Genomic DNA, 25,973 nt, shown 5'->3' on the forward strand with positions numbered 1-25,973 from the left:
GCGGCAATATTACGAAACAAAGTCATTGACTGCCCCGGCAATGGTTGCCATGGCAACTGTATGAGCTTCTACGATCCCGAGACCTACACGCCTGAACAATCAATCGGTTACCTTATCAAGACCTGTAACCAGACGATGACGGGGCTGCTCGATCGACTGCTGGCGGACGAGGAGCTGAACTCGTCGCAATGGTCGGCGATGATGACGATCCATCACGGCGAGGCGCCGACCTGCGCCGCGCTCGCGCGCGGGATGGCGCACGACAAGGGCGCGATGACGCGGCTGATCGACACGCTGGAGGAGAAGGGTCTCGTAGAGCGCACCCGCTCCGCCGACGATCGCCGCGTCGTGCATCTGTCGCTCACCCCCGCCGGGCGCGCGATGACCTTCCGCTGCCGGGACATGGTCGTCGAACATTGGAACCGCTGCTTCACCGGCTGGGCGGATGCCGAGGTCGAGACGCTAATCTCGCTGATGCAGAAGATGCGCTGCACGCTGGAGGACATTGCCACATGCCCCTGACCCCGTCCGCCTGCCCCGCCGCCCCGCCGATACGCGCCTTGTGCAGTCTCTCGCGCGCACGCGCCGGGCTCGCCGCGGCGGTGGCGCTGCTGTTCGCCGGTTGCGCCGCCCCCGCCTCGCACACCTCGGTGGAGGCGAAGACGCCGACCGCGCTGGCGCTCGCCGGCCCGTCGGTGCAGCTCGCGCCCGATTGGTGGCACGCGATCGGCGATCCGCAGCTCGACCGGCTGGTCGCCGACGCACTCGCCGGCAACCCTTCGCTCGATATCGCCTCGGCGCGCGTCCGTCAGGCGCAGGCGGCGCTCGAACGGCAGGATGCCGAGCGCCGCCCCTCGATCGATGCCGACGCGCAGGTGCAGGGCACGCGACTGTCGGGCAATTACACGATCCCGCCCCCTATGCCGGCACCGTCCGCGCGCTCGGCACCGCACAGGCCGGGCTGTCGTGGAACCTCGACCTGTTCGGCCGACAAAAGGCTGCGATCGAGGCCGCCGCTGCGCAGACCCGCGCCGCCGGCTATGACGTCGCCGCCGCGCGGTTGATGCTCGCCGGGGCGGTCGTGCAAAATTACGTCGAGGTCGCGCGCGCCGAACGCCGCGCCGCCATCGCGGCACGCACGATCAGGGCGCGCGAGGGCTCGCTGTCGCTGGTGCAGGCGCGCGAGCGAAGCCAGCTCGCCAGCCGCATCGACGTCACCGCCGCCGGGACGCTGCTGGCACAGGCGCGGCTCGCGCTGGTGCAGGCACAGGCGGCGCGTGTGCTCGCCACCAACGCGCTGGCGGCGCTCGCCGGGCGCGGCAGCGATTATGCCGCGACGATCGGCGCGACGCATCTCGCCACCGACACCGCACTGCCGGTCCCGACCGCGATCCCCGCTGACCTTCTCGCGCGCCGCGCTGACATCGCCGCGGCACAGGCACGGATCGCTGCCGCCGGGGCCGAGCGACAGGTCGCGCGCCGCGCCTTCTATCCCAACATCAACCTGTCGGCGCTGGTCGGGCTGCAGGCGATCGGCTTCGGCAATTTCGTCGACCTCGATTCCGGCACCGCGGGCGGTGGCGCGGCACTCCATCTGCCGTTGTTCGACAGCGGGCGGCGCCGCGCGGATCTGGCCGGCGCCACCGCCGCGCTCGACGTCGCGACCGCGCAATACAATGACGCCGTCGTCACCGCCGCGCGACAGGTCGCCGACGCGATCGCGCAGGTCCGCGCCACCGACACCGCGCGCGTCAGCCAGCGCCAGGTGACCGCCGGCTTCGCGGAGACCAACCGCCTCAACACGATCCGCGTCGCCAGTGGGCTCAACAGCCGGCTCGATCTGGTCGACAACGATGTCCGCTTGCTCGACGCCGAGCTGGCCGATGCCAGCCTCTCCATCGACGCGCTCGCCGCGCGCGCGCAACTCGCCACCGCTCTGGGCGGCGGCTTCGATCCCGTTCAGGACGCTGCCCGATGACCGACACCGCCACCCCCGCTCCTTCGCCGGCCCCCGCTCCCACGGGCAAGCCCGCCGCCCGCCGCCGCGCGCTCACCATCCTCGCGGTGATCGTCGCGCTGGTCGCGATCGGCTGGGCGATCTTCCACTTCTTCTTCAGCCCACCCGAGCAGGAAACCGACGACGCCTACGTCGCGGGTGACGTGGTCGCGGTCACTGCGCGCGATCCGGGCACCGTCACCGCGCTGCGCGCCGACAACACGCAGGCGGTCAAGGCCGGGCAGCCGCTGATCGACCTTGATCCCACCACCGCCGACGTCAACGTCGCCGCCGCCGCCGCCGAGCTGGCGCGCGCGGTCCGCAGCACGCGTGCCGACTTCACCCGCGTCGGGCAGAGCGACGCCGGGATCGTCCAGGCGCAGGCCGAACTGTCGCGCACCCAGGCCGATTACGCGCGTCGCCGCTCCGCCGCCGCACAGGGCGCGGTATCGGGCGAAGAATTATCGCACGCCGCCGACGCGGTGAAGGTCGCGCAGGCTAACCTCCGCCTCGCGCGCGAGCAGCGGCGACAGGCGCAGGCGACCGTGCAGGGCACCGACGTGAACACCAATCCTGCGGTGCTGAGCGCGATCGCCGCCTATCGCCGCGCCGCGATCACGCGCAGCCACATGCACATGACCGCGCCGATCGCGGGCGTGGTGGCACAACGCACGGTGCAGGTCGGGCAGCAGGTCAACGCCGGCACGCCGTTGATGGCGATCGTCCCGCTCGACCGCGTGTGGGTCGATGCCAACTTCCGTGAGACGCAGCTCAAGGATGTTCGCCTCGGCCAGCCGGTCGAGCTGACCTCCGACATGTACGGTGGCGACGTGAAGTTCCACGGCCGCGTCGTCGGCTTGTCGGCGGGCAGCGGCAACGCCTTCGCGCTGCTCCCGCCGCAGAACGCCAGCGGCAACTGGATCAAGATCGTCCAGCGCCTGCCCGTCCGCATCGCGCTCGACCCGCGCGAACTGCGCGCACACCCGCTACGCGTCGGGCTGTCGGTGAAGGCGACGATCGACACCGCCGACACGCGCGGACCACAACTCGCACAGGCCGCGACGACGCCCTATCAGGGCAGCACGACAACCGGCAGCGACCCAGAGGTGGAGGCGGAAATCCGTCGCATCGTGGCGGCAAACCGGTAATGCGCCGCCTGCCTTCCCGTCAGTTCAGCACACCACGTCGCGAGTACCAGCCGCCCCTCCGTCATGGCCGCACCCCTCTTCGTCATTCCCGCGCAGGCGGGAATCCAGACGCGCGTAGCTCGGCGAAAGAGGCGCAGCGTCAGAGGTTCTGGATTCCCGCCTTCGCGGGAATGACGGAAGAGGGGTGCTGCGACGACACCCGATCAGGGCAATACGGCCCTCCGCACCGATCCGCAGATCGAGACCGCAATCCATCGCATCGTGGCAGCGAACCAGTGATGTCCCCTGCACCCCTTCGTCATCCCCGCGCAGGCGGGAATCCAGACGCGCGGAGCCCGGCGAAAGAGGCGCAACGCCAGAGCTTCTGGACTCCCGCCTTCGCGGGAACGACGGTGGTGAGTGGCGCAATCGGTGGGAGCATCATGAATGGCTAGTGCCCCGGCCTCCGGCCCCCCGCCCCTCACCGGCGCGCGGCTCGGCGTCACCGCGCTGGCGCTCGCGCTCGGCACCTTCATGATGGTGCTCGACTCGACGATCGCCAACGTCTCGCTTCCCACCATCGCCGGCAATCTCGGCGTCTCCAGCGACAATTCGACATGGGTCGTCACCGCCTTCGCGGTCGCCAACGGCGTCGCTGTGCCGCTCACCGGCTGGCTGATGCGACGCTTCGGCGTGGTGCGCGTCTTCTGCACCTCGGTCGTGCTGTTCACGATCGCCTCGTTCCTGTGCGGGATCGCATGGAACCTGCCGTCGCTGATCGTCTTTCGCGTCATGCAAGGCGCGGTATCGGGACCGATGATGCCGGGCAGCCAGGCGCTGCTGATCGCGATCTTCCCCTCGGACAAACGCTCGACCGCGCTCGGCATCTGGTCGATGACGACCTTGGTCGCACCAATCATGGGGCCAATCCTCGGCGGGTACATTTCCGACAATTACCATTGGTCGTGGATCTTCCTGATCAACGTCCCCTTCGGCATCATCACCGCCTTCATCTGCTGGACGCGGCTGCGCGACCGTGAGACGCCGACCATGCAATTGCCGATCGACACGGTCGGCCTCGGCCTGCTGGTGCTGTGGGTCGGGTCGTTGCAGGTGATGCTCGATCTCGGCAAGAATGCCGACTGGTTCAACGATCCGCTGATCGTCGTGCTGTCGATCGTCGCGATCGTCGGCTTCGTCTCCTGGGTGATCTGGGAGTTGACCGACGCCAACCCGACCGTCGACCTCAGCTTGTTCGCGCGCCGCAACTTCTGGATCGGCAATCTCGCGTTTTCGCTGGGCTACGCGGTGTTCTTCGCCAACATCCTGATCCTGCCGCTGTGGCTCCAGACGCAGATGGGCTATACCGCCACCTGGGCCGGGCTGGTCGCCGCGCCGAGTGGCTTGGTCGCCGTGATCCTGACCCCGCTGATCGCGCGACTGTCGGGCAAGATCGACGCACGCATCCTCGCCACCGTCGCCTTCGCCGGCTTCGCGATCAGTTACTGGATGCGCTCGGGCTTCACGACGCAGGCGACCTTCTACGATCTGATGCTGCCGTTGCTCGTGCAGGGCGTCTCGATGGCGACCTTCTTCCTCGCGATGCTGACGATCCTGCTCGACGGCATCCCGCCCGAGAAGATCCCGTCGGCGACCGGCATCTCGAACTTCGGCCGGATCGTCGCGGGCGGGTTCGCCGCCTCGCTGATCTCGACCGCGTGGGACCGTCGCGAGGCGCTCCACCAGTCGCGGCTCGCCGAAGCGATCGGCAACGGCATCGGCTGGCAGATGGCGTCGGAGAATTTGCAGAAGCTCGGAATGACCACGCAGCAAGCCGCCGCCGCGGTGACGCGCCAGATGGTCGGGCAGGCGTATCTGCTGTCCTCGACCGATCTGTTCCGCCTGTCGGCCTGGCTGGCCGCGGTGCTGATCGTCCCGATCTGGCTCTGCCGCCGCCCGCAGCCGCAGCATGGGCCGGTGGCGGCGGATTGAGGCTGCTTCCTTCTCCACCCTCGTTCGCTTCGAGTAGCGATCGAGCCTGTCGAGAGCGCGTATCGAGAAGTCGCCGACGCAAGCCCCTCTCCATATGCCGTCCCGACAAGCTCGACGGCTACTCGAGGCGAACGGGATCGTGAGGGGCTTCCGTATCCCCGGTAACGATCCTACCCTGCCCTCATGACCGACTTCGCCGCCACCCGCGCCCTGTTCCATTTGCCGGAAGGCGTGATCTACCTCGACGGCAACTCGCTCGGCCCGCTGCCGCTCGCCGCCGAGGCCCGCGCCGCGCAAGTGCTCCGCGCCGAATGGGGAGATCGGCTGATCCGTGCCTGGAACGATGCCGACTGGACCACGCTACCCGCGCGCGTCGGGGACCGCATCGCACGGCTGATCGGCGCCCCGCCCGGCAGCGTCACCACCGGCGACACGCTGTCGATCAAGGTCTTCCAGGCGCTCGCCGCCGCGCTCGCGCTCCGCCCGGACCGGCGCATCGTCCTCTCCGACACCGGCAATTTCCCGACCGATCTCTACATCGCCGACGCGCTGACGCAGGCGTTGAACCGCAGATTGGAAGTGAAGGTCGTCGCCCCCGAAGACGTCGCCGCCGCGATCGACGACAGCGTCGCGGTCGTGATGCTCACGCAGGTCGATTACCGCACCGGCCGGCTCCACGACATGCCCGCGCTTACCGCACGCGCCCATGCGGCAGGCGCGCTGACCGTCTGGGACCTCGCGCATTCCGCGGGCGCGCTGCCGATCGACCTTGTCGCCGCGCACGCCGACTTCGCGGTCGGCTGCACCTACAAATATCTCAACGGCGGCCCCGGCGCGCCCGCCTTCATCCATGTCGCGCGCGAGCACGCGAACGTCGCGCAGCCGATCCTCGCCGGCTGGTTCGGGCATGACGCGCCGTTCGCGTTCGAGCGCGGCTATTGCCCCGCCCCCGGCGTCGAGCGGATGCGCGTCGGCACCCCGCCGATCGTCGCGCTGTCGATCCTCGACGCCGCGCTCGACCCATGGGACCAGGTCGACATGGCTGATCTGCGCGCCGCCTCGATCCGCCTGTCGGAACGCTTCATCCGCGACGTCGAGGCGCATTGCCCGCAGGTCACGCTCGCCTCGCCGCGCGACCCGCACGCGCGCGGCAGCCAGGTCAGCTTCACGCATCCCCAGGCCTATGCCGTGATGCAGGCGCTGATCGCGCGCGGCGTGATCGGCGACGTCCGCGCGCCCGACATACTGCGCTTCGGCTTCACCCCGCTCTACCTGACCGAGGACGAAGTCGCACAGGCCGCCGCGATCCTCACCGACATCCTCGCGACCGGCGAATGGGACCAGCCGCGCTTCCACCAACGCGCGAACGTGACATGACCGACACGCACCACGACGCCGAACTCAACTTCGCCGACCGTATGGGCTACGGCGACTATCTTGCGCTCGACCGTGTACTGGACGCCCAGCATCCGCTGAGCGACGCGCACGACGAATTGCTGTTCATCATCCAGCACCAGACCAGCGAGTTGTGGATGAAGCTGGCGGTCCACGAACTCGAAAGCGCGCGCGACGCGATCCTGTCCGGCGCGCTGCCAGAAGCGTTCAAGCTGCTGGCGCGCGTGTCGCGCATCCTCGAACAGCTCAACGGCGCGTGGGACGTGCTGCGCACGATGACTCCCAGCGACTATACCACCTTCCGCGACGCGCTCGGTCGCTCGTCCGGCTTCCAGTCGTGGCAATATCGCGCGATCGAATATCTGTGCGGCAACCGCACCGCCGCGACGCTCGGCCCGCACCGCCACCGTCCCGCGATGCTCGCGCGACTGGAAGCGATCCTCGCCGCACCGAGCATCTACGACGCCGCGCTTACCCGTCTCCACGCCGCCGGGCTGCTCGCCGACCCGGCACGCGACTGGCGCACCCCGCACGCGCCGGCCGAGGCGATCACCGCCGCCTGGGCGACCGTCTACCGCGACCCGCAAGCGCATTGGCCGCTCTACGAACTTGCCGAGAAACTGGTCGATCTCGAGGATTATTTCCGCCGCTGGCGCTTCAACCACGTCACCACCGTCGAGCGTGTGATCGGGCTCAAGCGCGGCACCGGCGGCACCGCGGGCGTGTCGTACCTGCGCCGGATGCTGGAGGTCGAGCTGTTCCCCGAACTATGGGCAGTGCGCACCCAGCTATAGAGCGCTACCCTCCGGTCGTCGCGGCTGTTACGATCCCCGCCAAGAAGGGGATTGATCCGATGAAGACCTTGCTGCTCGCCTCCGCGGCGCTGCTGTTCGCCGTGCCCGCCACCGCCCAGACGCCCGAGGTTCCGCTCGGTCGATTGTCCGACGCCGCGCGCCCGACCGCCTATCGCCTCGCGCTGACCATCGATCCCACCCAGCCGCGCTTCACGGGCCATACCGAGATCGACACGCAGGTCGCGCGCGCCACGCGCTCACTGTTCCTGCACGGCAACGACCTCACCGTCACTCGCGTCACCGCTACTGCGGGCAAGCGCACGCTGACCGCACGCTATACGCAGGTCGACGCCTCGGGCGTCGCGCGGCTCGACTTCGACGGCACGCTGCCCGCCGGCCGCGTCACGCTGACCTTCGATTACGACGCGCCGTTCATGACCGGCAGCGAAGGGCTGTACCGCGCCAAGGTCGGAGACGACTGGTACGCCTGGACGCAATTCGAACCGATCGACGCGCGCCGCATGTTCCCGTCGTTCGACGAACCGGGCTTCAAAACGCCGTTCACGCTGTCGATCACCGCCCCGACCACGCAGAAGGTCTTCGCCAACACTCCGGAGGTCGCGCACGGCACTTCGGGCGGCGGGCTGACCGTCCACAAGTTCGCCGCGTCAAAGCCGCTGCCGACCTATCTGGTCGCGCTCGCGGTCGGTGCGTTCGACGTCGTCCCCGGCAACGCCCCCGCCAATGCGGTGCGCAAGACCGCGCTTCCGTATCGCGCGATCGCCACCAAGGGGCAGGCGTCGCGCCTGCAACTCGCCGCCAGCGAAGGCCCGAAGATCCTCGCGCTCCACGAAGATTATTTCGGCATCCCCTATCCGTTCGAGAAGCTCGACCAGATCGCCTCGCCGGTGATGAGCGGCGCGATGGAGAATGCCGGACTCGTCACCTACAACGACACGTTGCTGCTGCTCTCGCCCGACGCCCCCGCCGCGCAGCGCCGCGACTTCGGGATGGTCGTCGCGCACGAACTGGCACACCAATGGTTCGGCGACCTCGTGACTCCGAAATGGTGGACCGACATCTGGCTCAACGAGAGCTTCGCCGAATGGGCCGGCAACCGCGTCGGCGAATTGTGGCAGCCGGGGCTCGGCACCGAAGTCGGACAACTCGCCGAGGCGTTGGCGGCGATGGACACCGACAGCCAGTCGGTCGGTCGCCCGATCCGTCAGGAGATCAAGCGCAGCGACGAAGTCTCCAGCGCCTTCGATCTCGATCACCTACCAAAAGGGGGTCAGGTGCTGACGATGGTCGAGCGCTATCTCGGCCCCGATCGCTTCCGCCGCGGCGTCCAATATCACCTCAACCGCTTCCGCTATGGCAATGCCGACGCCAACGACTTCTTCGCGTCGATGGCCAAGGGCTCGGGTGACCCCGGCGTCGTGCCGGTGTTCCGCAGCTTCGTCGAACAGACCGGGGTGCCGGTCATCAGCATCCGGCAGGACGGCACCGGCTGGCGGCTCGCGCAGGCGCGCTACCGCCCGATCGGCGTCGCCGCGGTCGCGCCGCAGACCTGGAACGTGCCCGTCTGTGCGCGACAGGGCGAGGTGCGCAGCTGCACGCTGCTGACCGGCGCGAGCGGCACGCTCGCGCTTAAGGGCAACGGTCTGGCGGTCCCCAACGCCGATGGCGCGGGCTATTGGCGCTACAGCCTCGACGATGCCGGATGGCAGACGCTGATGGCCGGCGCCGCCGCCCTGCCAGCGCGTGAGGCGATGGCCGCCGCCGACAGCCTGTGGTCGGACTTCACCGCCGGCAATGCCGGCTTCGCGCGCGTCGTGTCGAGCGCGCGCATCCTCGCCGACCATCGCGAGCGCTCGGCGACCTTGCTGCTTCCCTCGGCGATCGACGGCGTCGAACGCTTCGGGCTCACGCCCGCCGCCGAAGCGGGGCTACGTCGCCTCGCGGGCGAGCTGTCGCTGCCGCGGCTGCGCAGCCTCGGCGCGCTCAAGCTCACCACCGGCGCCTATGCGAATGAGGAAACCGGGCAGAGCCAGTTGCGCCAATCGCTGGTTTCCTATGCCGCGTTCGTCGCCAAGGATGCCACGGTCCGCCGCCAGCTCACCACCGCCGCACAGGCGTCGCTGGCGGGCGACGCGCAGGCGCTCGACCCGAGCTATCGCGCGGTCGCATTCGTCGCGGCGGTGCAGGATCTTGGCGTGCCGTTCATGGATACGCTCCGCTCCGCGCTGATCGCCAGCACCGATCCGCTCTTCCGCCAGCAGGCGGTGCGCGCGCTTGGTTCGGCGACCACCCCCGCCGCCGTCACCCGCGCGTTGGCGCTGACCGAGGATCAGGCGCTGCAATCGACCGAGCGTGTCACGATCCTGCGCATCCTTCCCAACCGCCCGGTCGGACGCGACGCCGTGTTCGCACGCTTGCAACAGAATTTCGACGCGGTCGCCGGCAGCATCCCGGTGTTCGCCCGCCCGCGCCTGCCCTTGTCGTTTGCCGGCTATTGCAGCGCCGACAAGGCCGCTGCGGTCGAGGCGATGTTCCGCCCCAAGCTTGCGGTGCTGAACGGCGGCGCGCTCGAACTCGGCCAGACGCTCGACGCGATCAACCAATGCGTTGCGCTAAAGGCCGCCAAGGGCGCGGAGATCGAAGCGGTGCTGACGAAGGCGCAGTGACCTACCGCTCGTCGCCCCGGACGTGATCCGGGGCCCCGCTTCCTCTTGGCGACGGCGAACGATCGCCTTCTTCCGTCCTTGCTACGCTCGAAATGACGAACCACGGTCAGCCAAAGAAAAGGGGCGGCCACCGCAGCGACCGCCCCCTTCTCACCGCAAGAAGCGCAACCTCACCCCTGCATATCCTCCAGCTCGCGCCCGCGCGTCTCGTGCACCATCTTTCGCACGAAGAAGAACGAGATCGCAGCGAACACCGCATAGCCGGTATAGGTCACCGCCAGCCCCGGCGACACCGCCAGCGCCGGGAAGCTGACCGAGATCGCCGCATTGGCGATCCACTGCGCGAAGCCGGCGACCGCCAACCCCGAACCGCGGATCTGGTTCGGGAACATCTCGCCCAGCATCACCCACATCACCGGGCCCCAGCTGGCGTTGAAGAAGATCACGTACAAATTCGCCGCGACCAGCGCGATCACGCCATTGTTGCCCGGCAGGCTCACTGCGCCCGCCGCATCGGTGACCGCGGTCGAGAACGCCCAGGCGACCACCGCCAGCGTCACCGCCATGCCCGCCGATCCGATCAGCAGCAGCGGCTTGCGCCCGATCCGGTCGACGGTGAAGATCGTGAACACGCACGCCGCGATCGACAGCACGCCCGACAGGATATTGGTCTGCAGCGCATAATCCTCGGAGAAGCCGACAGCCTCCCACAAGGTCGCGCCATAATAGAAGACGACGTTGATCCCGACGAGCTGCTGGAACACCGCCAGCCCGATTCCGGCCCAGACGATCGGGCGGATACGGCCGGTGGTGCGGTCCTTGAGGTCCGACAGCTTGGGGCGGTGATGATCGGCGGCGAGGCTGCCGCGGATCTCGCCGACCTTGCGATCGGCCTCGGCGGTGCCGAACAGCCGAGTCAGCACCTTGTGCGCCTCGTCGTCACGCCCGCGCGCGACCAGATAGCGCGGGCTTTCCGGGATCACGAGCAGCGCGAGCAGATACACCAGCGCCGGGATCGCCTGCAGCCAGAACATCCACCGCCATGCCGTGAAGCCGAACCAGAAGTCCGCGGTCGAGCCACCGGCGTAGCGCGCCAGTGCGAAGTTCGCGACGAACGCGCCGGTCAGGCCGGTGATGATCATCACCTGCTGCAAGCTGGAGAGTCGTCCGCGGATCGCCGCCGGCGTCACTTCGGAAATATAGACCGGCGAGATGACGCTCGCCGCACCGACGCCAAGCCCGCCGACGATACGCGCGAGGATGAAGATCACCGAGGACGAGGCCGCCCCCGCGACCAGGGCGCTGATCAGGAACAGGAACGCCGATCCCATCATCACGCCGCGCCGCCCGATCCGGTCCGCGAGCCGCCCGGCCCCGAACGCACCGATCGACGAGCCGATCAGAATCGCGCCGACGTTGACGCCGATCCCCAGCTTGCCGAGATCGAAGGCGCTTTCCAGCCCCTTCTGCGTGCCGTTGATGACGCCCGAGTCGTAACCGAACATGAAGCCGCCGATCGTCGCCACCGCAACGATCGCGGCGATGAAGCCTATGTTCACCTGCCCCATCGCGGCATCGCGATCCGCCGGTCCGCCCGGCTCCATCATCACCATCGCCATCCCAGTCCCGCTCCCATTTGTGTTTTGCTTCGTGATCTAACGCCGTGGCTCGCTCCGGTCAGCGCCACCCGGCATCGACGAAATATTCGTGCCCCGTGCACATCCGCGCATCGTCGGAGGCGAGGAACAGCGCCAGCGCCGCGACGTCGGCAGGCTGGATGCGTCCGTCCAGGCATTGCGCCGCGACGATCTCCGCCTCGCCTTCGGGCGTGTACCATTTCTCCTGCCGCGGGGTCTGGACGTTGCCGGGCACGATCGTGGTGACGCGAATGTTGTCGCGCCCCAGATCGCGCGCCATGCTGCGCGTCATCCCCTCGATCGCGGCCTTGGCGGTCTGGTAGAGCACCAGCTCGGGGAGTCCGAGGTGCCAGCTGATCGAGCCGAAGTTGACGATCGCGCCGCCGCCCGCCGCTTTCAGGTGCGGCACCGCCGCCTGCGCGGCGAAGAACAGATGCCGCAGGTTCACCGCCATCCGCTCGTCCCAATAGGCCGGCGTGACCTCGGCGATCGTATGGCGATCGTCGTTGGCGGCATTGTTGACGAGCACGTCGAGCCCGCCGAGCGTCTCGACCAGCGCCGCGATCGTGCCCGGCAGCGCCGCGACATCGGTCAGGTCGCAACGCTTGAAATGCGTCCGTTCGCCCAGCCGGTCGGCAAGCGCCTGCCCCGCCTCTTCCGCCACATCCACGAACGCGACATGCGCCCCTTGCGCGGCGAACGCCTCGACCAGCCCCGCACCGATCCCGGTCGCACCGCCGGTGATCAGGACGCGCTTGCCCGACAGCGACGGATAGATGGCGTGACCGCTCACTTGGTCGGTTCCAGCAGACCGCGCCCGGCGAGGTTGCGGAACAGCGCGCCGATCCCGCCGGTCCACGGCGCGGCGTCCTTCGAGGTCACGACGCGATTGACCAGCCGGCCCAGCTTCGCGCTTTCGATCGTGACGACGTCGCCGACCTTGTGCGTGAAGCCGCGGCCCGGCTCGTCGCGATCCTGCACCGGCGCGAACAACGTGCCCAGGAACAGCACGAAGCCGTCCGGATACTGGTGTTCCGACAACGTCTGGCGCACCAGGTCGAGCGGATCGCGGCTGATTTCGGCCATGTTGCTGACCCCGTCGAGGTCATAACCGTCCTCGCCATGGATGTTCAGCCGCACCTCGGCGTGACGAACGTCGTCGATCGTGAACCCGTCGTCGAACAACCGCACCAGCGGCCCGAGCGAGCAGGAGGCGTTATTGTCCTTTGCCTTGCCGAGCAGCAGCGCCGAGCGCCCCTCGAAATCGCGCAAATTCACGTCGTTGCCCAGCGTCGCACCGATCGCCTCGCCGCGGCTGTTCACCAGCAGCGCGACCTCGGGCTCGGGGTTGTTCCAGTGCGAGTCGGACCGGATACCGATCTCGGCCCCCGCCCCGACCGTCGCCAAAACGGGTGCCTTGGTGAAGACCTCCGCATCCGGGCCGATCGCAACCTCCAGATATTGCGACCAAAGTCCGTCCTCGATCAGCGCGCGCTTCAGCTCGGCCGCCTCGGGCGTGCCGGGCACCACCGAACGGATCGACCCGCCCATCCGTGCCTCGAGCCGCCCGCGGATCTCCGCCGCCGCCGACCAGTCGCCACGCGCCCGCTCCTCGATCACCCGCTCGATCGCCGACACCGCAAACGTCACGCCGCACGCCTTGACGCACTGAAGGTCAACCGGGCTGAGGAGTTCGAGCGCCGCCTCGTCGAGCGCGCCGAGCGACCGCCCGCCCGCCCCCGACAAATCCCCTGCCTCGACCAGCGTCGACACGGTCGGAGAAACCGCCGACATGTCAAAGGCTTCACCTGCGATCACCAGCAGCGGGATCGGACCGGCCGGAGTCGCCGCGCGCCCCACGAACCGTCCCGAACGCCAATCCTGCGGCAAGCCCGACGCAATCGCGTCGTTGAGCTGCGCCATCATCCCCTCCACCTTCTCAGTCTGATAGCGCTAACAACACCGCAATTGCGAGCGTGTCAAGCGGCCGCCGCAACAACGCGGCGTGCATCGATCATCGGTAACGTCGCGTCGAAGCACGTCAACGGCAGATAGGTCGCAGGTGCGTCACCCGCGCACATGGGCAGGCTTCAGGAGCGCGCCACCCATTGCGTCGCGACGGGGCGCGCGCTGAGCATCGCCGCGGGATCGGCGCAGTGGATCGCCTCGCGCGACGGGCGACCGATCAGAAATCCCTGCGCCTGCGGAATACCCCATTCGCGCAACCGCGCGAGTTGCGCCGCTTCTTCAACCCCTTCGGCGACGATCGCGATGCCAAGGCTCGCCCCCAGCGCCGCGATGCTGCGCACGATCGATCCCGACGGCGCATGATCCAGCATCGTCGCGACGAAGCTGCGATCGACCTTCAACTTGTCGAACCGGAAGTCACGCAAATTGCCGAGTGAGGAATAACCTGTCCCGAAATCGTCCATGACGATCGCCGCGCCATGATGCTGCAAGGTACGCAGGACCGTCAGGACTGGTTGCCGCCGCTTGTCGAGCAGGGTCGCACTCTCGGTGACCTCGAACTCAAGCCGTGTCGGCGTAAGGCGATGACGTCGCGCCAGCGCCAGCAATTCGTGCGCCAGCGCGGGTTGCCGGAACTGGATCGCCGACAGGTTCAGCGCGAGCGTGATGTGATCGGGCCAGCGGCTCGCCGCCGCCATCGCCTGATCCGCCATCCACAGCCCGATCGTATCGATACGCCCGCTCGCCTCCGCCAGCGGGATGAACTGGTCGGGCCGAATGTCGCCAAGCTCGGGGTGCGCCCAGCGCAGCAGCGCCTCCTGTCCGATCACCTGCAACGTGTCGGCATCGACAATCGGCTGAAATGCGAGGTACAGCTCGCCGCGCTCGGCCGCGCCGTCCAGATCGCGCGACAGCCGCCAGCGCAGCCGCACCTCTTCCTTGAACTGATCGTCGAAGAAGCGCGCGGTTTGCCGCCCCTCCGCCTTGGCGCGATACATCGCCATGTCGGCGAGATTGTACAGCTCCTCGCCTTCCTGCTCGACCCCGGACAGCGCGACCCCGATGCTCATCTGCACCGGCACGGGGTCGCCCGCCGTCGCCTCGCAGGCGCGCAGGATCCGCTGCACCAACAGCTCGGCAGCGGCCGGTTGATCGCCGCCCATCTGGACGATCGCGAACTCGTCGCCGCCCAGCCGCGCGACCATGTCGCTGGCGCGCACGCACGCGCTCAACAATTGCGCCGCCGCCCGCAACGCCGCATCGCCGCCGGCATGACCGAAGCGATCGTTGATCGACTTGAAGTCGTCCAGGTCGATCGCGAACACCGCCAGCCGTTCGCCCGTCCGCGGCGCACGCAACAGTTTCTGCGCAAGTTGCTCCTCGAACAGCAGCCGATTGGGCAGCCCGGTCAACATGTCGTGATGCGCGAGGAACTCGACCCGCCGCTCGGCGCGACGCCGCTCCTCCACCGCGCTGCGATAATCGGTGATTCCGCGCGCGAGATCGCCGACCTCGTCGCTGCGGTTGGTTCCCGGTACGTCGAGCGCCGCGTCCTCGCCGTGGCTTAGCTGCCGGACGCGCTCGGCGATCGCGACCAACGGCCGGATCACGCGACGGCGCAGCCACGCCATACACAGCAGCAGCACGCCAAGCACCGCGATCGCGCCGATCAACCCGCCCTTGAGGTTGGTGGCCAGACCTCCGGCGCTGCGCCGCAGTTCGCTATCGATCCGCTCGATCAAGGTTCCGCGCAGGGTCGAACGCGACGCCTCCAGCCTGCGCAGCGACGCGAGGAACCCCGGCATGTGCCGCGAGATCCGCTCCGGCGCGTCGCGCGCATCCTGGAGCAGGTGCAAGCTCAATGTCGCGAATTCGGCCTCCGCCGCCCGCCGGGTCCGCACCGCCGGACCCAGATCGTCGGGTGCCGTAAGCTGCGGCGACAGATGCACGTTGCCGTGGTGGAAGTCGCGAAGTGCGCCACTTACCGAAACCCACTGCGCCGGCGATACGGGGCGCCCCTGCTCGGCCAGGCGCGTGACCTCGCCGACCCCCAACCGCAATCGTCGCTGCAACTGGTCCTGCCGCTCTTCCATCTGCAGCAATCTGGTGAGCTGTTCGAGCGTCTCGTTCTCGACGTAGATCGCGCGGCCGAGCACCATCCCGCCCGCGAGCAACGCCAGCCCCAGCACCAGGACGGCGCCGAAGGCAGCAGCAACTCGAGTCGATATGGATGTCGGTAGCACACAACCTCCGCGGTCGTTCGACGTACACGACGAATTATTACTGGTTTATGAGCGAAGCACGCTCCATGCGAACAACCTGCATCAACGAAGTCGCACACAGAAGCGTCGATGTACGGGGAATTAACGAAGGTCAGGGCCTCCGTTGCTTGACTCGGCTCGCGACGGCTAAGAAAATGGCTCATTAACAGATGGATGCACCTGGATGCTCATGGGAGAATCGATGATCGCCGTCGATGAGACCGCACGACAGGCTGCGGTAGATCGCCTCGATCTCCCGTCGAAGCGTTGGGACGAGCGATTGCAGCGGATTGCCGAGCGCGCCGCGGACATCGCGAAAACGCCGATCGGCGCGATTTCGGTGGTGGACCGCGCGCGCCAATGGATGATCGCCAAGCGCGGTCCGGTCGACGACGAGGTGCCGCGTGCGCTGTCCTTCTGTGCAACGGCGATTCAGCGACCGGGCGAAACGATGGTGGTGCCCGATGCCGCGCTGGACCCGCGCTTCGCGAGCAATCCCTTCGTCACTGGCTCGCCGCCCATCCGCTTTTACGTCGGCATTCCGCTGGTCGATCGTGCCGGCTATCCGTTGGGCGCATTGTGCGTGGTCGATCACGAACCCCACCATCAATTGCCGGACCTTTATGATCTGAGCGCGCTAGCCCGCGAAGCCGAGCGGATCTTCACGCGGCCGAATTGATCACCCGATTTGGCGAGACTGCAACGCTCGTGTCGCTTTCGGCTTGCGGTGGTAGCGCGTGCAGCTAAGCGCATGAAAATGCGGACTGCTCCGCAAAGGATCTCGGAGGACGGGTGCCGCAGCGAAAACGCATCATGCTGGTCGAGGATACGGCCAGTCATCGCAAGCTCTACTCCTCCTGGTTGCGGATCGGCGGCTATGACCCGCATGTTCTCGCCGACGAACGCACCGTTCAACAAATGGTCGAAGAGGTTCGTCCCGCGGCGATCATCGTCGACATCCGCCTGCCCAACGTCAGCGGGCTCGACGTGATCGAAGGGCTGAAGAGCGACGAGCGTACCCGCGCCATTCCGGTCATGGCGCTGACCGTCCTCAACAGCGCCAGCGATCGGTCCGCCTGTCTCGCCGCCGGCGCCGACGTCTTCGTGACAAAGCCCGATCGGATCGCCACCTTCCTCGACCGGATCGCGGCGCTGCTCGCCGATGTCAGCGGCGCGGACGCCGCAGCCGCGGCTCGGTAAAGCCGGCCTCCATCAGATTGGCGACCAGCAGGTCGCGCTCGGCGCTGGTGGGAGCGCCCATGACGACGACGATCATCCGCTTGCTCCCACGCCGCGCCGACGCGGCGAGATTAAATCCCGCCTCGACGGTATAGCCGGTCTTCAGCCCGTCCATCCCTTCGACCTTGCCGAGCAACTTGTTGTGATTGGGGCGCACGTGCCGTTCCCAGGTGATCGTGCGCGTCTTGAACAGCGCGTAATGTCTGGCTTCGTCGCGGATCAGGTGCCGCGCGAGGGTAGCAATGTCGCGCGCGGTGGTGCGCCCGGCGCTCGGCGCGAGCCCCGTCGCGTTGCCGAAACGCGTGTGCGTCATGCCGATCTCGGCTGCGCGCGCGTTCATCCGCGTCACGAAATTGCGCTCGCTTCCCGCCAGCCGCTCGCCGATCGCCACCGCGATGTCGTTGGCGGAAATTACCGCCACCGCACGCAGCGCCGCATCGACGCGGATGGTCCTCCCGCGTCGCAACCCCAGCTTCGAGGGTTGCTGCCGCTCGGCCGCCGCGCTCATCGTCACCAGCGTGCCCGGCTTCAGCGTGCCGGCGTCGAGCGCCTCGAACGCGAGGAGCAGCGTCATCATCTTGGCGAGCGACGCAGGCGGGCGCTCGCGATCGGCATTGTCCTCTTCCAGCACTTGCCCGGTGCCGGCATCGATCACGATCTCGGACACCGGAGCGCGGGGGCGGCGATCGTCGGTGCGGCGGCGAACAGCGCCAACCCCGACATCGCGATACGCAACACATTTGACATGGCGCCGACGCCTAACCGCTCGGTGCGCCCACGACAACGCCGTGCCGCGGTTCACACGCCATCGCGAGGCACCATATCGGCAAGATGAACCACAGCTTCTTCGCGCGCGATGTCGTGACCGTGGCTCGCGCGCTGATCGGGGTGACGATGACGATCGACGGCGTCGGCGGCATGATCGTCGAAACCGAAGCCTATGATGCCGACGACCCGGCCTCGCACAGCTTCTCAGGCCCGGGCATGCGCAACGCCACGATGTTCGGCGCGGCGGGCGCGGCCTATGTCTATCGCATCTACGGGCTGCATCACTGCCTCAACGTCACGTGCGGCGATGGCGCGGCGGTGCTGATCCGCGCGCTCGCGCCATCCGAGGGGGTGGAGGTGATGCGCGCTCGCCGGGCGACGACGCAAGCCGAGGCGATGCTGTGCGCCGGCCCCGGGCGGCTGTGCAAGGCGTTGGGCGTCGACCTGTCGCTCGACGGCGCGCCGCTCGATGCGCTCCCGTTCGCATGGCGCGATCGGATGACTGCTCCACCGATCACCGCCGGCCCACGGATCGGCATCACCCGCGCCGCCGACGTGCCGTGGCGCTTCGTTCTCCCCGGCTCGCCATCGCTCAGTCGCCGGGAACCGAACTCCACCCCGTCATCCCGAACGTGATCCGGGACCCCGCTTCTTCATTTGGTCGCCAGGAAGAAGCGGGGTTCCGGATCGATGATAACGGCTCAATCCTTCAGATCGCGGATCCAGATGTTGCGATAGCTGATCGGCTGGCTCGGATCGCCGTGGTCCTGCAACTTGATCGGCGCGCGCCCGTGCGCGACATACTTCGGCTTGCCGATATACACCGTCCCGCCGCGCACCTCGGTATGGTTCTGCGTCAACACGCCGTTGATATAGGCGGTGACATAGGCCGGCCGCGTCACGGCCCCGTCCGCACCGAATTGCGGTGCGGACCAAGTCACGTCGACCGTCTGCCATTCGCCGGGCTTGCGCGCCGGATTGGCGAGCGGCGGCGTCTGCTTGTAGATCGCGCCCAGCTGCCCGTTGACGTAGGTCTGGTTGTTGTAGCTGTCCATGATCTGCATCTCGTACCCGTCGTCGCCCTTGCCGGTCGACGCCAGGAACAGCCCGCTGTTGCCGCGCGCCTGCCCTTCACCGGTGATGTTGGCAGGGATGCGATATTCGAGGTGCAGTTGGTAGCTGCCGAACGTCTGCTTCGTCTGGATATTGCCGGTGCCCTTCTTCACCGTCACCGCGCCGTCCGCGACCGTCCAGCCGGCCGCGCCACCGGTGTTGACCGCCGACCATTTGTCGAGGTTCTTGCCGTCGAACAGCACCACCGCATCCGACGGCGCTGCCCAGCCCGCGAACGCGCCCGGCGTCACCACCGGCACCGCGGGCGACCATTGTTCGGTCGCCTTCGGATCGCCCTGCGGCGTCTGTGCGACTCCTGCGGACGCCGCGAGCAACAGCCCGCTGCCCAGCACGATACCCTTCATAGCTCCCATCCCTTTCGATACTCCCGATCCAGATAGCGGTTCGCATCCGCGACGTTGGTAACCCGAGACGCAGCCCCGTCATAGTCGATTGGCTGCCCGGCCTTCAGCGCCACGACGCCCAGCAGCATCGTCTCGGTCAGCGGCACCGCGGTCGCGAACGGGCTGGAGATCGCCTCCTGCCCGCGGATCGCGCGGATCCAGTTCATCTCATGGCCGCCCATGCCGCCCTGGATGCGCGGCAACGACTGCGCCACCGCCTGCGCACGCTCGGCGACGCCGTCACCGATCAGCGTTAGTTTCTCGCCATAGGTCTCGTGCATCAACATGCCCTGATCGCCGATGTAGAGCACGCCCCCGCCCGGATCCATCCGCGCGCCCGCCGGCATCCCCAGCGGACTCGGCGGCATCAACCCGCCGTCATACCACGTCATGCGGATCGGCCCGCCCTTGGCGTTGCCGAAGTCGAAATAGGTCACGGTCGCCAGCGGATAGCTGCCGTCGCCGGGGTTCTTCGGATTACCCCACACGCTGTGCCGCGTCTCGACACGCGTCGGCAATCCCAGCTCCAGCGCCCAGACCGGGAAGTCGACCAGATGCGCACCCATGTCGCCCAGCGCGCCGGTTCCGAACGGCGTCCAGCCGCGCCAGTTGAAATGCGCGTACATCGGGTTGTAGCCCCAATCGACCGGCGCCGGCCCGCGCCACGCATCCCATTCGAGCGAGGCCGGTGTCGCGACCGCGTCCGGCCGCGCGACGCCCTGCGGCCAGATCGGACGGTTGGTCCACACCTGCACCTCGCGCACGCGCCCGATCGCGCCGCCGCGCAGGATCTCGACGGCGCGCCGCCCGTCGTCGCCCGAATGGCCCTGATTGCCCATCTGCGTGACCAGCTTGGCATTGTCGCGGGCCAGCGCCGCGAGCACGCGCCCCTCGCGCACGGTGTAGGTCAGCGGCTTCTGCACATAGACGTGCAACCCGCGCTGCATCGCCCATTTCGCCGCGACTGCGTGATGATGGTCGGGCGCGGCGATCACCACCGCGTCCAGATCCTTGCGCGTGTCGAGCATCCGCCGGTAATCGCCGTACTTCTCGGCCTTGTCATACGCGGCCTTCAGCGCGGCGCGCTTCGGATCGGCGACCGACTTGGCGACATGCGCCATGTCGACGTCGCACATCGCGACGATGTTCTGCGACGTCAGGTTCGCCATGTTCGACGCCCCCATCCCGCCCGCGCCGATCACCGCCACGTTGACACGGTCGTTCGCGCCGCGCCGCCGCGTGCGTGCAGCGGCCGAGACGGGCGTGCTGCCCAACCCCGCCGCCAGCGCCGCGGCACCGCCCAGCCAGCTTCGCCGGTCGATCGTCATCCATGCCTCTCCCGATTATGTCGGCGGCACGATGATCGGAAAGGACAGCAAGCACAACCCATTGCGAACTCTCCCCTCCCCTTCAGGGGAGGGGAGAAGCATTTACCTCACGGCAGCGGATAAGGCCCCTTCCCGCCATCCTTGATGAAGCGATCGACGCGCTGGTCGATCATCGGCAACGGCACCGAGCCCAGGCTGAGCATCGCATCGTGGAAGGCGCGGATATCGAACTTCCCGCCCAACGCTTTCTGCGCCTTCGCCTTGGCATCGAGGAACGCCAGCTCACCCGTATAATAGCTGAGCGCCTGCCCCGGCCATGCGATGTACCGATCGACCTCGGTGGTGATTTCGTGGTTCGACAAAGCGGTGTTGTCGCGCAGGTACTTCTGCGCCTGCTCGCGCGTCCAGCCCTTGGCGTGAATGCCGGTGTCGACCACCAGCCGCGCCGCGCGCCACATCTGGTACGACAGCATCCCGAACGTCTCATAGGGCGTCTCGTACATCCCCATGTCCTCGCCCAGCGCCTCGCAATACAGCGCCCAACCCTCACCGAACGCCGAGATATATTCGTCGCGGCGGTAGGCCGGCAGGTCGGTCAGCTCCATCGCGAACGGCATCTGGAACGCGTGCCCCGGCGCGCTTTCATGCAGGGTCAGCGCCGGCAACGAATAGAGCCCCCGCGAGGGCAGGTCGTAGGTATTGACCAGATAGACCCCCGGTCCGCCGCGCCCGCTGGTGTAGAATGGCGCAATGTCGGGCGCGACCGGCTTGATCGCGAAGCGCATCCGCGGCAGCCGCCCGAAATAGGTGCCCGCCTTGCCGTCGAAGGTCTTGGCGATCCAGGCCGCGCGGTTGAGCAGGTCCTGCGGCGTCTTGGCATAGAATTGCGGATCGGTGCGCAGATAGTCGAGGAACGCCGGCAGGTCCTTCTGCCATTTCACCTCTCGCATCACGTCCAGCATCCGCGCGCGGATCTTGGCGACCTCGGAAAGCCCGATCGTATGGATCTGCTCGGGGGTCAGGTCGCGCGTCACGAACTCGCGGACCTTGGACTGATAATAGGCCCGCCCGTCAGGCAGATCGTACGCCGCCAGCGACTTGCGCGCGTTGGGGATATATTCGTCGCGCAGGAATGCCTGCAGCTTCTGGTGCGCGGGCACCACCGCGGAGGCGATCACGCGCTTCGCCTCCGCGCGCAACGCCGCCTGCTTGTCGGCGGGGATCGACGCGGGCAACGTCTTGAACGGCGCGTAGAATGGCGAGCCTTCCCCCGCACCCGCGGCGACGATCTCCGCCACGCCCTTGTCGCGCCCGTCGAGCGTCACCTTGGGCGGCGTGAACCCACGCTTCAGCCCGGCGCGCATATTGACGATCTGCTGATCGTAATAGCGTGGCAGGCTGCCGAGCTGCGACAGATAGCGGCGCAGCGCCGGCTCGTCCCGATAGGTCTCGCGCGCCATCCCGCCGATGCTCATCCAGAAACTGGTGTCGGCGTTCAGCGGCTTCTCGAACTCGCGATATTGCTGCTCGGCGAGCAACGCGCTGATCTGCCCGCGATAGACGGTGTAGTCGTCGCGCGCCTGCGGCGACAGCGTCGCCGGATCGATCCGGTCGAGCGCCGCCATCGTCTCGGTCCAGCGCTTCGTCATCGCCGCCTGCGCCGCCGGGCCGACATCCGGCAGGGTCGCATTCTGGCTGGCGGGTGCGTCCTCGTCCGGCCCATTCAGCGTCCGCCGCCACGCATATTCGCTCCCGGACAGCTTACGGAACGCCGCGTCGCTCGCGCGCACCGCCTTGGTGTTTGCCGTGGGCGGGGTGGTAGCCGGCACCGCGGCGGGCACGGCCAGCAACAGCGTCAGCGCAAGCGTGATCGTCATGCCTTCTCCTTCGTCACTTCGTCGATATCGTCAAGCAATCGGCGCGAGACGAGCACCCCGTCGCGCGTGCTGACCGGCCGCAGCGCGTGCCGCCGTGCGCCCGAAACCCGTGCCCCTGGCCCTCGATCGCCGCAAACACCGTTTCGGCGCGCGCGAAATGCTCGCCCGCCGCCGCCCCGAGGAACCCGGCCGGATCGAGCGCGATGATCAGCTCACCGCCGAGCGGCGAGCCCTTGCGCCCCGCATCCCACGCGATCGACTCCGCGCTGGTCAGGTCACCGATCAGCGGCCCTGCGAGCAACTCGACCATCAGCGCCAGCGCCGACCCCTTGTGCCCGCCGAACGTCCGCATCGCCCCCGCCAGCGCGGCGGCGGCGTCGGTGGTGTCGCTGCCATCGGGAGCATGGCCCCAATCGGCAGGCACCGGCTTGCCTGCGCGACGATGCAGTTCGATCTCGCCGCGCGCCACCGCGCTGGTCGCGAAGTCGAAGACGAACGGCGCTTTGTCACGGCGCGGCCAGCCGAACGCGATCGGGTTGGTCCCGAACACCGGCTGCGTGCCCCCGGCGGGCGCGACCCACGCGTGATTGGGCGTCACCGCCAACGCGACCAGCCCCGCTTCGACCAGCGCCTCGACTTCCGGCCACAGCGCTGCGAAATGCACGATATTGTTGATCGCCAGCGCGGCGATGCCATTGGCGCGCGCCGCCGCGACCAATGCCTCCCGCCCGGTTTCGAACGCCAGTTGCGCGAACCCGCCCTTGCCATCGACCCGCACCACACCGCTCGCGCGCTGCTCCAGCACCGGGACCGCATCGGGCACGACCACCCCGCTCGCGACCGAATGCGCCGCGACGAGCAGACGGTACAGCCCGTGCGCTCCGCACCCGTCACGCTCGCCCGCGACGATCGTCTCCGCGACCGCAGCGACATGCGCCGGTGCAAGCCCGACGCGCGTCAACGTGGCGCGCGCATAGTCGCGCACCTCGTCCAGCGTCATCCGGACCTGCCCGTCATTCATGCACGCGGCTCCGCCTTTGCGGTGAACAGCCGCACGCCGAACACCGGCCCGGCGCTGTTCTTGTCATGCGGCACGAACCGCACCTTCACCTTCTTCTTGCCCTTGGTCAGCGCCTCCGGGATCGGATAGTCGACGTCGAAGAACGCCCCCGGTTTGTCGGCGTCGAGGGTCTGCGTGGCGATGCGCTGGTTGTCGACCAGAATGTCGAACGTCCGCTTGCGCTCGTCGCCCCAATAGGTCGCCTGCAACAGCAGCGGCCCCGGCTTCACCGCCATCGCAAACTCGAAGAACCCGCCGGTGCGCGCATCGCGTCCGTTGCGCCCGCGATAGGCGAGCGGATAGGAAATCTCCGAGGTGAGATCGTGGTCGCGCTCCGGTTGCATCTCGCCCAGATGCATGATGTCGACCGAGCGGGCCGCAAGATCCTTCTGCCGCGCCTGTTCGGCGAGGAACGCGGTTTCCTCCACCTTCCACTGCGCATCGGTGAAGCGCTTGAAATAGACTGCGCTGCGTCGATCGTACTGGCGATAGAAGGGCACGAACGTCAGGTCGGCGGGGCGGATCAGCCCGGCCGTCGCATATTGCGCGCTCTCCTCGTCCACCGGGCGGAACGCGGCGAGCAGATCCTGGCCGACCATCGCCGGTTCGGGATGATCCCACTCGCCATCGGCGCGCCCCAGATCGGCCGCGAGCACCAGCGGTCCGCGGAGCACCGCGATCGTCTGCTCGTCGCCCGGCGTCGGCTCCAGCCGCAGGTCGAGCGGCAGCCGGATCGTCACGTTATCACCGGCCTTCCAGCGTCGCGTGACGATCGCATAGCCACCGGCCTGCGCCGCGTCGGCAGGCTTGCCGTTGACCAACACCTCATGCCCCTTCGCCCAGCCCGGCACGCGCAGCGCGACCGGGAAGCGCCCCGCCTTGCCGAGCTTCGTGAAAGTGAGCGTCGCCGCGCCATCGAACGGATAGACGGTGTCGAGCCCCAGCACCGCGTCACGTTCCTTCCACGTCGCATCGGCGGGAATGTAGAGGTTGACGATCAGCGTGTCGTCGCCGCTCCAGAAGATGCTCTCGCCATGCTTGGAATGGCTCTCCATGCCGGTGCCGACGCAGCACCAGAATTCCTCGCCCTCGCGCTCCGAGTAAGCGCGCTTCGCCCCCGACATCAGCGGCATCATATAGGTGAAGCCGCCGTTCACCGGCTCCTGATGCGCCATGATATGATTGAGGTGCGCGCGCTCGTAGAAGTCGAACAATGCGCCATCGGGCTGCCACGCGAACAGATGCCGCGTCAGCTTGAGCATATTGTAGGTGTTGCAGCTTTCGCACGTCTGGTCGGTGATGTGCTGCGCGATCGTGTCGGCGCCGCTGAAATATTCGCGATCGGCATTGCCGCCGATGACGTAGCTGTGGTGCCGCGTCACTTGCTCCCAGAAGAAGCGCGCCGCGGTCGCCTGTTCGGGCTTGCCGGTGATCTCGTGCAGCCGCGCGAGCCCGATCAGTTTCGGCACCTGCGTGTTGGCGTGGAAGTTGGCGAGCTGGTCGCGCTTCTGCGTCAACGGATCGAGGTTGCGCTTGTCATAGATTTGCTCCGCCAGCCGCAACCAGCGCGCGTCGCCGGTGCGCGCGTGCAGCTCGGCGAAACTCTCGTTCAGCCCACCATATTCGCACGCCAGCATCACCTGCACCTGCTCGTCGCTCAGGCTGGCAAACACGCGCTCGATGTAGCCGCCCAGCGCGACCGCGAGCGCCATCGCCTGCTCGTTCGGACCGATATGATCGACGACGTCGAACAGCCCGGTGTAGAGCTTGTGCCAATTGTAATACGGCACCCAGCAGCCGTTGAGATCGAACCCGGCCGAGCGGATATCGCCGCGCATGATCTCGGGGAAAATCTCCTTGCCGTTGACGACCGTGCCGTCCTTGCGCTTGCGCGAGAAGCCCGCGACATAACCGTCGCCATGCGCCGCCTGGCACCGCGCGAGTTCGCCGATGATATAGGTCGCCCGCGTCACGCAATCAGTGCACCCGGTCTGTGCGTGCATCAACGCCAGCGCCGACAGATAATGGCCGAGCGTATGCCCCGCGATCGTGTCGCTCTCCCACCCGCCATATACCGCCGCCTTGGGCGTCAATCCGGCGAACGCATGGTAATTGTGCAGCAGTCGATCGGGTGATAGCCGTAGCAGATAGGCGCGGTTGACCTCGACGGCGCGCGCGAAATCCGACGGTCGCAGCCGCACCGCCGACAGCGGAAAGGCCTTTGCCGAGCGCGGCAATCCGGCTCCCGCCTGCGCCGCCGCCGGAACGGCGAGCATCGGCAACGTCGCCGAAGACATCAAAAACCCGCGACGACCAACAAGCATTTT

Annotated in this window: 21 protein-coding genes; 11 read left to right on the forward strand and 10 right to left on the reverse strand. The window is 67.8% G+C overall.

The window, feature by feature from the left end; genetic code table 11:
- Positions 1-60 precede the first annotated feature (60 nt).
- The 8 genes from QP166_RS09930 to QP166_RS09965 all read left to right on the forward strand — a co-directional run bounded on the left by QP166_RS09930 (position 61) and on the right by QP166_RS09965 (position 9,991).
- Positions 61-522: a MarR family winged helix-turn-helix transcriptional regulator gene (locus QP166_RS09930; protein ID WP_333915771.1), complete on the forward strand. Its 462-nt coding sequence runs from the start codon at positions 61-63 to the stop codon at positions 520-522.
- A complete protein-coding gene (locus QP166_RS09935; RefSeq protein ID WP_333917394.1) occupies positions 513-1,064 on the forward strand; it encodes a hypothetical protein in 552 nt (183 codons plus the stop codon). Before QP166_RS09930 ends, QP166_RS09935 begins: the two co-directional genes overlap by 10 nt.
- Positions 962-1,978, forward strand: coding sequence for an efflux transporter outer membrane subunit (locus QP166_RS09940; protein ID WP_333917313.1), 1,017 nt, complete (start codon positions 962-964; stop codon positions 1,976-1,978). The genes QP166_RS09935 and QP166_RS09940 overlap by 103 nt, the downstream gene beginning before the upstream one ends.
- Positions 1,975-3,144: an efflux RND transporter periplasmic adaptor subunit gene (locus tag QP166_RS09945; protein ID WP_333915772.1), complete on the forward strand. Its 1,170-nt coding sequence runs from the start codon at positions 1,975-1,977 to the stop codon at positions 3,142-3,144. Before QP166_RS09940 ends, QP166_RS09945 begins: the two co-directional genes overlap by 4 nt.
- A gap of 426 nt (positions 3,145-3,570) precedes the next feature.
- Positions 3,571-5,115 carry a DHA2 family efflux MFS transporter permease subunit gene (locus QP166_RS09950; RefSeq protein ID WP_333915773.1) on the forward strand — a complete coding sequence of 515 codons (1,545 nt, stop codon included), beginning with the start codon at positions 3,571-3,573 and terminating at the stop codon, positions 5,113-5,115.
- Positions 5,116-5,298: 183 nt separating this feature from the next.
- Positions 5,299-6,492 carry a kynureninase gene (kynU, locus tag QP166_RS09955; protein ID WP_333915774.1) on the forward strand — a complete coding sequence of 398 codons (1,194 nt, stop codon included), beginning with the start codon at positions 5,299-5,301 and terminating at the stop codon, positions 6,490-6,492.
- Positions 6,489-7,304: a tryptophan 2,3-dioxygenase gene (gene kynA / locus QP166_RS09960; protein WP_333915775.1), complete on the forward strand. Its 816-nt coding sequence runs from the start codon at positions 6,489-6,491 to the stop codon at positions 7,302-7,304. The genes kynU and kynA overlap by 4 nt, the downstream gene beginning before the upstream one ends.
- 59 nt (positions 7,305-7,363) lie before the next feature.
- Positions 7,364-9,991, forward strand: coding sequence for a M1 family metallopeptidase (locus QP166_RS09965; RefSeq protein WP_333915776.1), 2,628 nt, complete (start codon positions 7,364-7,366; stop codon positions 9,989-9,991).
- A 170-nt stretch (positions 9,992-10,161) separates the two neighbouring features.
- On the opposite strand, the gene QP166_RS09970 is transcribed toward QP166_RS09965, so the two are convergent.
- The 4 genes from QP166_RS09970 to QP166_RS09985 all read right to left on the reverse strand — a co-directional run bounded on the left by QP166_RS09970 (position 10,162) and on the right by QP166_RS09985 (position 15,785).
- The gene (locus tag QP166_RS09970; protein WP_333917314.1) at positions 10,162-11,559 is read right to left on the reverse strand and encodes a sugar porter family MFS transporter; all 1,398 of its coding nucleotides are present in this window, start codon (positions 11,557-11,559) and stop codon (positions 10,162-10,164) included.
- Positions 11,560-11,668: 109 nt separating this feature from the next.
- The gene (locus QP166_RS09975; protein WP_333915777.1) at positions 11,669-12,421 is read right to left on the reverse strand and encodes an SDR family NAD(P)-dependent oxidoreductase; all 753 of its coding nucleotides are present in this window, start codon (positions 12,419-12,421) and stop codon (positions 11,669-11,671) included.
- Positions 12,418-13,551, reverse strand: a complete 1,134-nt coding sequence (locus QP166_RS09980; protein ID WP_443027203.1) for a fumarylacetoacetate hydrolase family protein — start codon at positions 13,549-13,551, stop codon at positions 12,418-12,420. The genes QP166_RS09975 and QP166_RS09980 overlap by 4 nt, the downstream gene beginning before the upstream one ends.
- A gap of 167 nt (positions 13,552-13,718) precedes the next feature.
- Positions 13,719-15,785, reverse strand: a complete 2,067-nt coding sequence (locus QP166_RS09985; protein ID WP_333915779.1) for a putative bifunctional diguanylate cyclase/phosphodiesterase — start codon at positions 15,783-15,785, stop codon at positions 13,719-13,721.
- A gap of 274 nt (positions 15,786-16,059) precedes the next feature.
- On the opposite strand from QP166_RS09985, the gene QP166_RS09990 reads away from it, so the two are divergent.
- On the forward strand, positions 16,060-16,536 hold the full coding sequence (locus QP166_RS09990) for a GAF domain-containing protein (RefSeq protein WP_333915780.1): 477 nt from the start codon (positions 16,060-16,062) through the stop codon (positions 16,534-16,536).
- 113 nt (positions 16,537-16,649) lie between these two features.
- Positions 16,650-17,057, forward strand: a complete 408-nt coding sequence (locus QP166_RS09995; protein WP_333915781.1) for a response regulator transcription factor — start codon at positions 16,650-16,652, stop codon at positions 17,055-17,057.
- Here the strand turns inward: QP166_RS09995 and QP166_RS10000 are convergent.
- On the reverse strand, positions 17,023-17,763 hold the full coding sequence (locus tag QP166_RS10000) for a D-alanyl-D-alanine carboxypeptidase family protein (protein WP_333915782.1): 741 nt from the start codon (positions 17,761-17,763) through the stop codon (positions 17,023-17,025). The genes QP166_RS09995 and QP166_RS10000 overlap by 35 nt on opposite strands.
- Before the next feature lie 164 nt (positions 17,764-17,927).
- On the opposite strand from QP166_RS10000, the gene QP166_RS10005 reads away from it, so the two are divergent.
- Positions 17,928-18,500 carry a DNA-3-methyladenine glycosylase gene (locus tag QP166_RS10005; RefSeq protein WP_333915783.1) on the forward strand — a complete coding sequence of 191 codons (573 nt, stop codon included), beginning with the start codon at positions 17,928-17,930 and terminating at the stop codon, positions 18,498-18,500.
- Between the two features lie 65 nt (positions 18,501-18,565).
- On the opposite strand, the gene QP166_RS10010 is transcribed toward QP166_RS10005, so the two are convergent.
- From QP166_RS10010 to QP166_RS10030, 5 genes are all read right to left on the reverse strand, one after another.
- Entirely contained in the window at positions 18,566-19,342 is a 777-nt protein-coding gene (locus QP166_RS10010; protein ID WP_333915784.1) for a 3-keto-disaccharide hydrolase, read from the reverse strand.
- Positions 19,339-20,709, reverse strand: a complete 1,371-nt coding sequence (locus QP166_RS10015; RefSeq protein WP_333915785.1) for a Gfo/Idh/MocA family protein — start codon at positions 20,707-20,709, stop codon at positions 19,339-19,341. Before QP166_RS10015 ends, QP166_RS10010 begins: the two co-directional genes overlap by 4 nt.
- A 107-nt stretch (positions 20,710-20,816) precedes the next feature.
- On the reverse strand, positions 20,817-22,586 hold the full coding sequence (locus QP166_RS10020; protein WP_333915786.1) for a DUF885 domain-containing protein: 1,770 nt from the start codon (positions 22,584-22,586) through the stop codon (positions 20,817-20,819).
- A 13-nt stretch (positions 22,587-22,599) separates the two neighbouring features.
- On the reverse strand, positions 22,600-23,607 hold the full coding sequence (locus QP166_RS10025) for an Ldh family oxidoreductase (protein ID WP_333915787.1): 1,008 nt from the start codon (positions 23,605-23,607) through the stop codon (positions 22,600-22,602).
- A complete protein-coding gene (locus tag QP166_RS10030) occupies positions 23,604-25,943 on the reverse strand; it encodes a beta-L-arabinofuranosidase domain-containing protein (RefSeq protein ID WP_333915788.1) in 2,340 nt (779 codons plus the stop codon). The genes QP166_RS10025 and QP166_RS10030 overlap by 4 nt, the downstream gene beginning before the upstream one ends.
- Positions 25,944-25,973: the final 30 nt, after the last annotated feature.

The organism is Sphingomonas sp. LR60, from assembly GCF_036855935.1.
Lineage (GTDB): Bacteria > Pseudomonadota > Alphaproteobacteria > Sphingomonadales > Sphingomonadaceae > Sphingomonas.

Bases quoted from the DNA above. Each gene is read 5' to 3' on its own strand.
- QP166_RS09930 (WP_333915771.1), top strand. From the start codon at position 61: ATGAGCTTCTACGATCCCGAGACCTACACGCCTGAACAATCAATCGGT.
- QP166_RS09935 (WP_333917394.1), top strand. From the start codon at position 513: ATGCCCCTGACCCCGTCCGCCTGCCCCGCCGCCCCGCCGATACGCGCC.
- QP166_RS09945 (WP_333915772.1), top strand. From the start codon at position 1,975: ATGACCGACACCGCCACCCCCGCTCCTTCGCCGGCCCCCGCTCCCACG.
- QP166_RS09950 (WP_333915773.1), top strand. From the start codon at position 3,571: ATGGCTAGTGCCCCGGCCTCCGGCCCCCCGCCCCTCACCGGCGCGCGG.
- kynU (WP_333915774.1), top strand. From the start codon at position 5,299: ATGACCGACTTCGCCGCCACCCGCGCCCTGTTCCATTTGCCGGAAGGC.
- kynA (WP_333915775.1), top strand. From the start codon at position 6,489: ATGACCGACACGCACCACGACGCCGAACTCAACTTCGCCGACCGTATG.
- QP166_RS09965 (WP_333915776.1), top strand. From the start codon at position 7,364: ATGAAGACCTTGCTGCTCGCCTCCGCGGCGCTGCTGTTCGCCGTGCCC.
- QP166_RS09970 (WP_333917314.1), bottom strand. From the start codon at position 11,559: ATGGGGCAGGTGAACATAGGCTTCATCGCCGCGATCGTTGCGGTGGCG.
- QP166_RS09980 (WP_443027203.1), bottom strand. From the start codon at position 13,551: ATGGCGCAGCTCAACGACGCGATTGCGTCGGGCTTGCCGCAGGATTGG.
- QP166_RS09990 (WP_333915780.1), top strand. From the start codon at position 16,060: ATGATCGCCGTCGATGAGACCGCACGACAGGCTGCGGTAGATCGCCTC.
- QP166_RS10005 (WP_333915783.1), top strand. From the start codon at position 17,928: ATGAACCACAGCTTCTTCGCGCGCGATGTCGTGACCGTGGCTCGCGCG.
- QP166_RS10010 (WP_333915784.1), bottom strand. From the start codon at position 19,342: ATGAAGGGTATCGTGCTGGGCAGCGGGCTGTTGCTCGCGGCGTCCGCA.
- QP166_RS10015 (WP_333915785.1), bottom strand. From the start codon at position 20,709: ATGACGATCGACCGGCGAAGCTGGCTGGGCGGTGCCGCGGCGCTGGCG.
- QP166_RS10020 (WP_333915786.1), bottom strand. From the start codon at position 22,586: ATGACGATCACGCTTGCGCTGACGCTGTTGCTGGCCGTGCCCGCCGCG.
- QP166_RS10025 (WP_333915787.1), bottom strand. From the start codon at position 23,607: ATGAATGACGGGCAGGTCCGGATGACGCTGGACGAGGTGCGCGACTAT.
- QP166_RS10030 (WP_333915788.1), bottom strand. From the start codon at position 25,943: ATGTCTTCGGCGACGTTGCCGATGCTCGCCGTTCCGGCGGCGGCGCAG.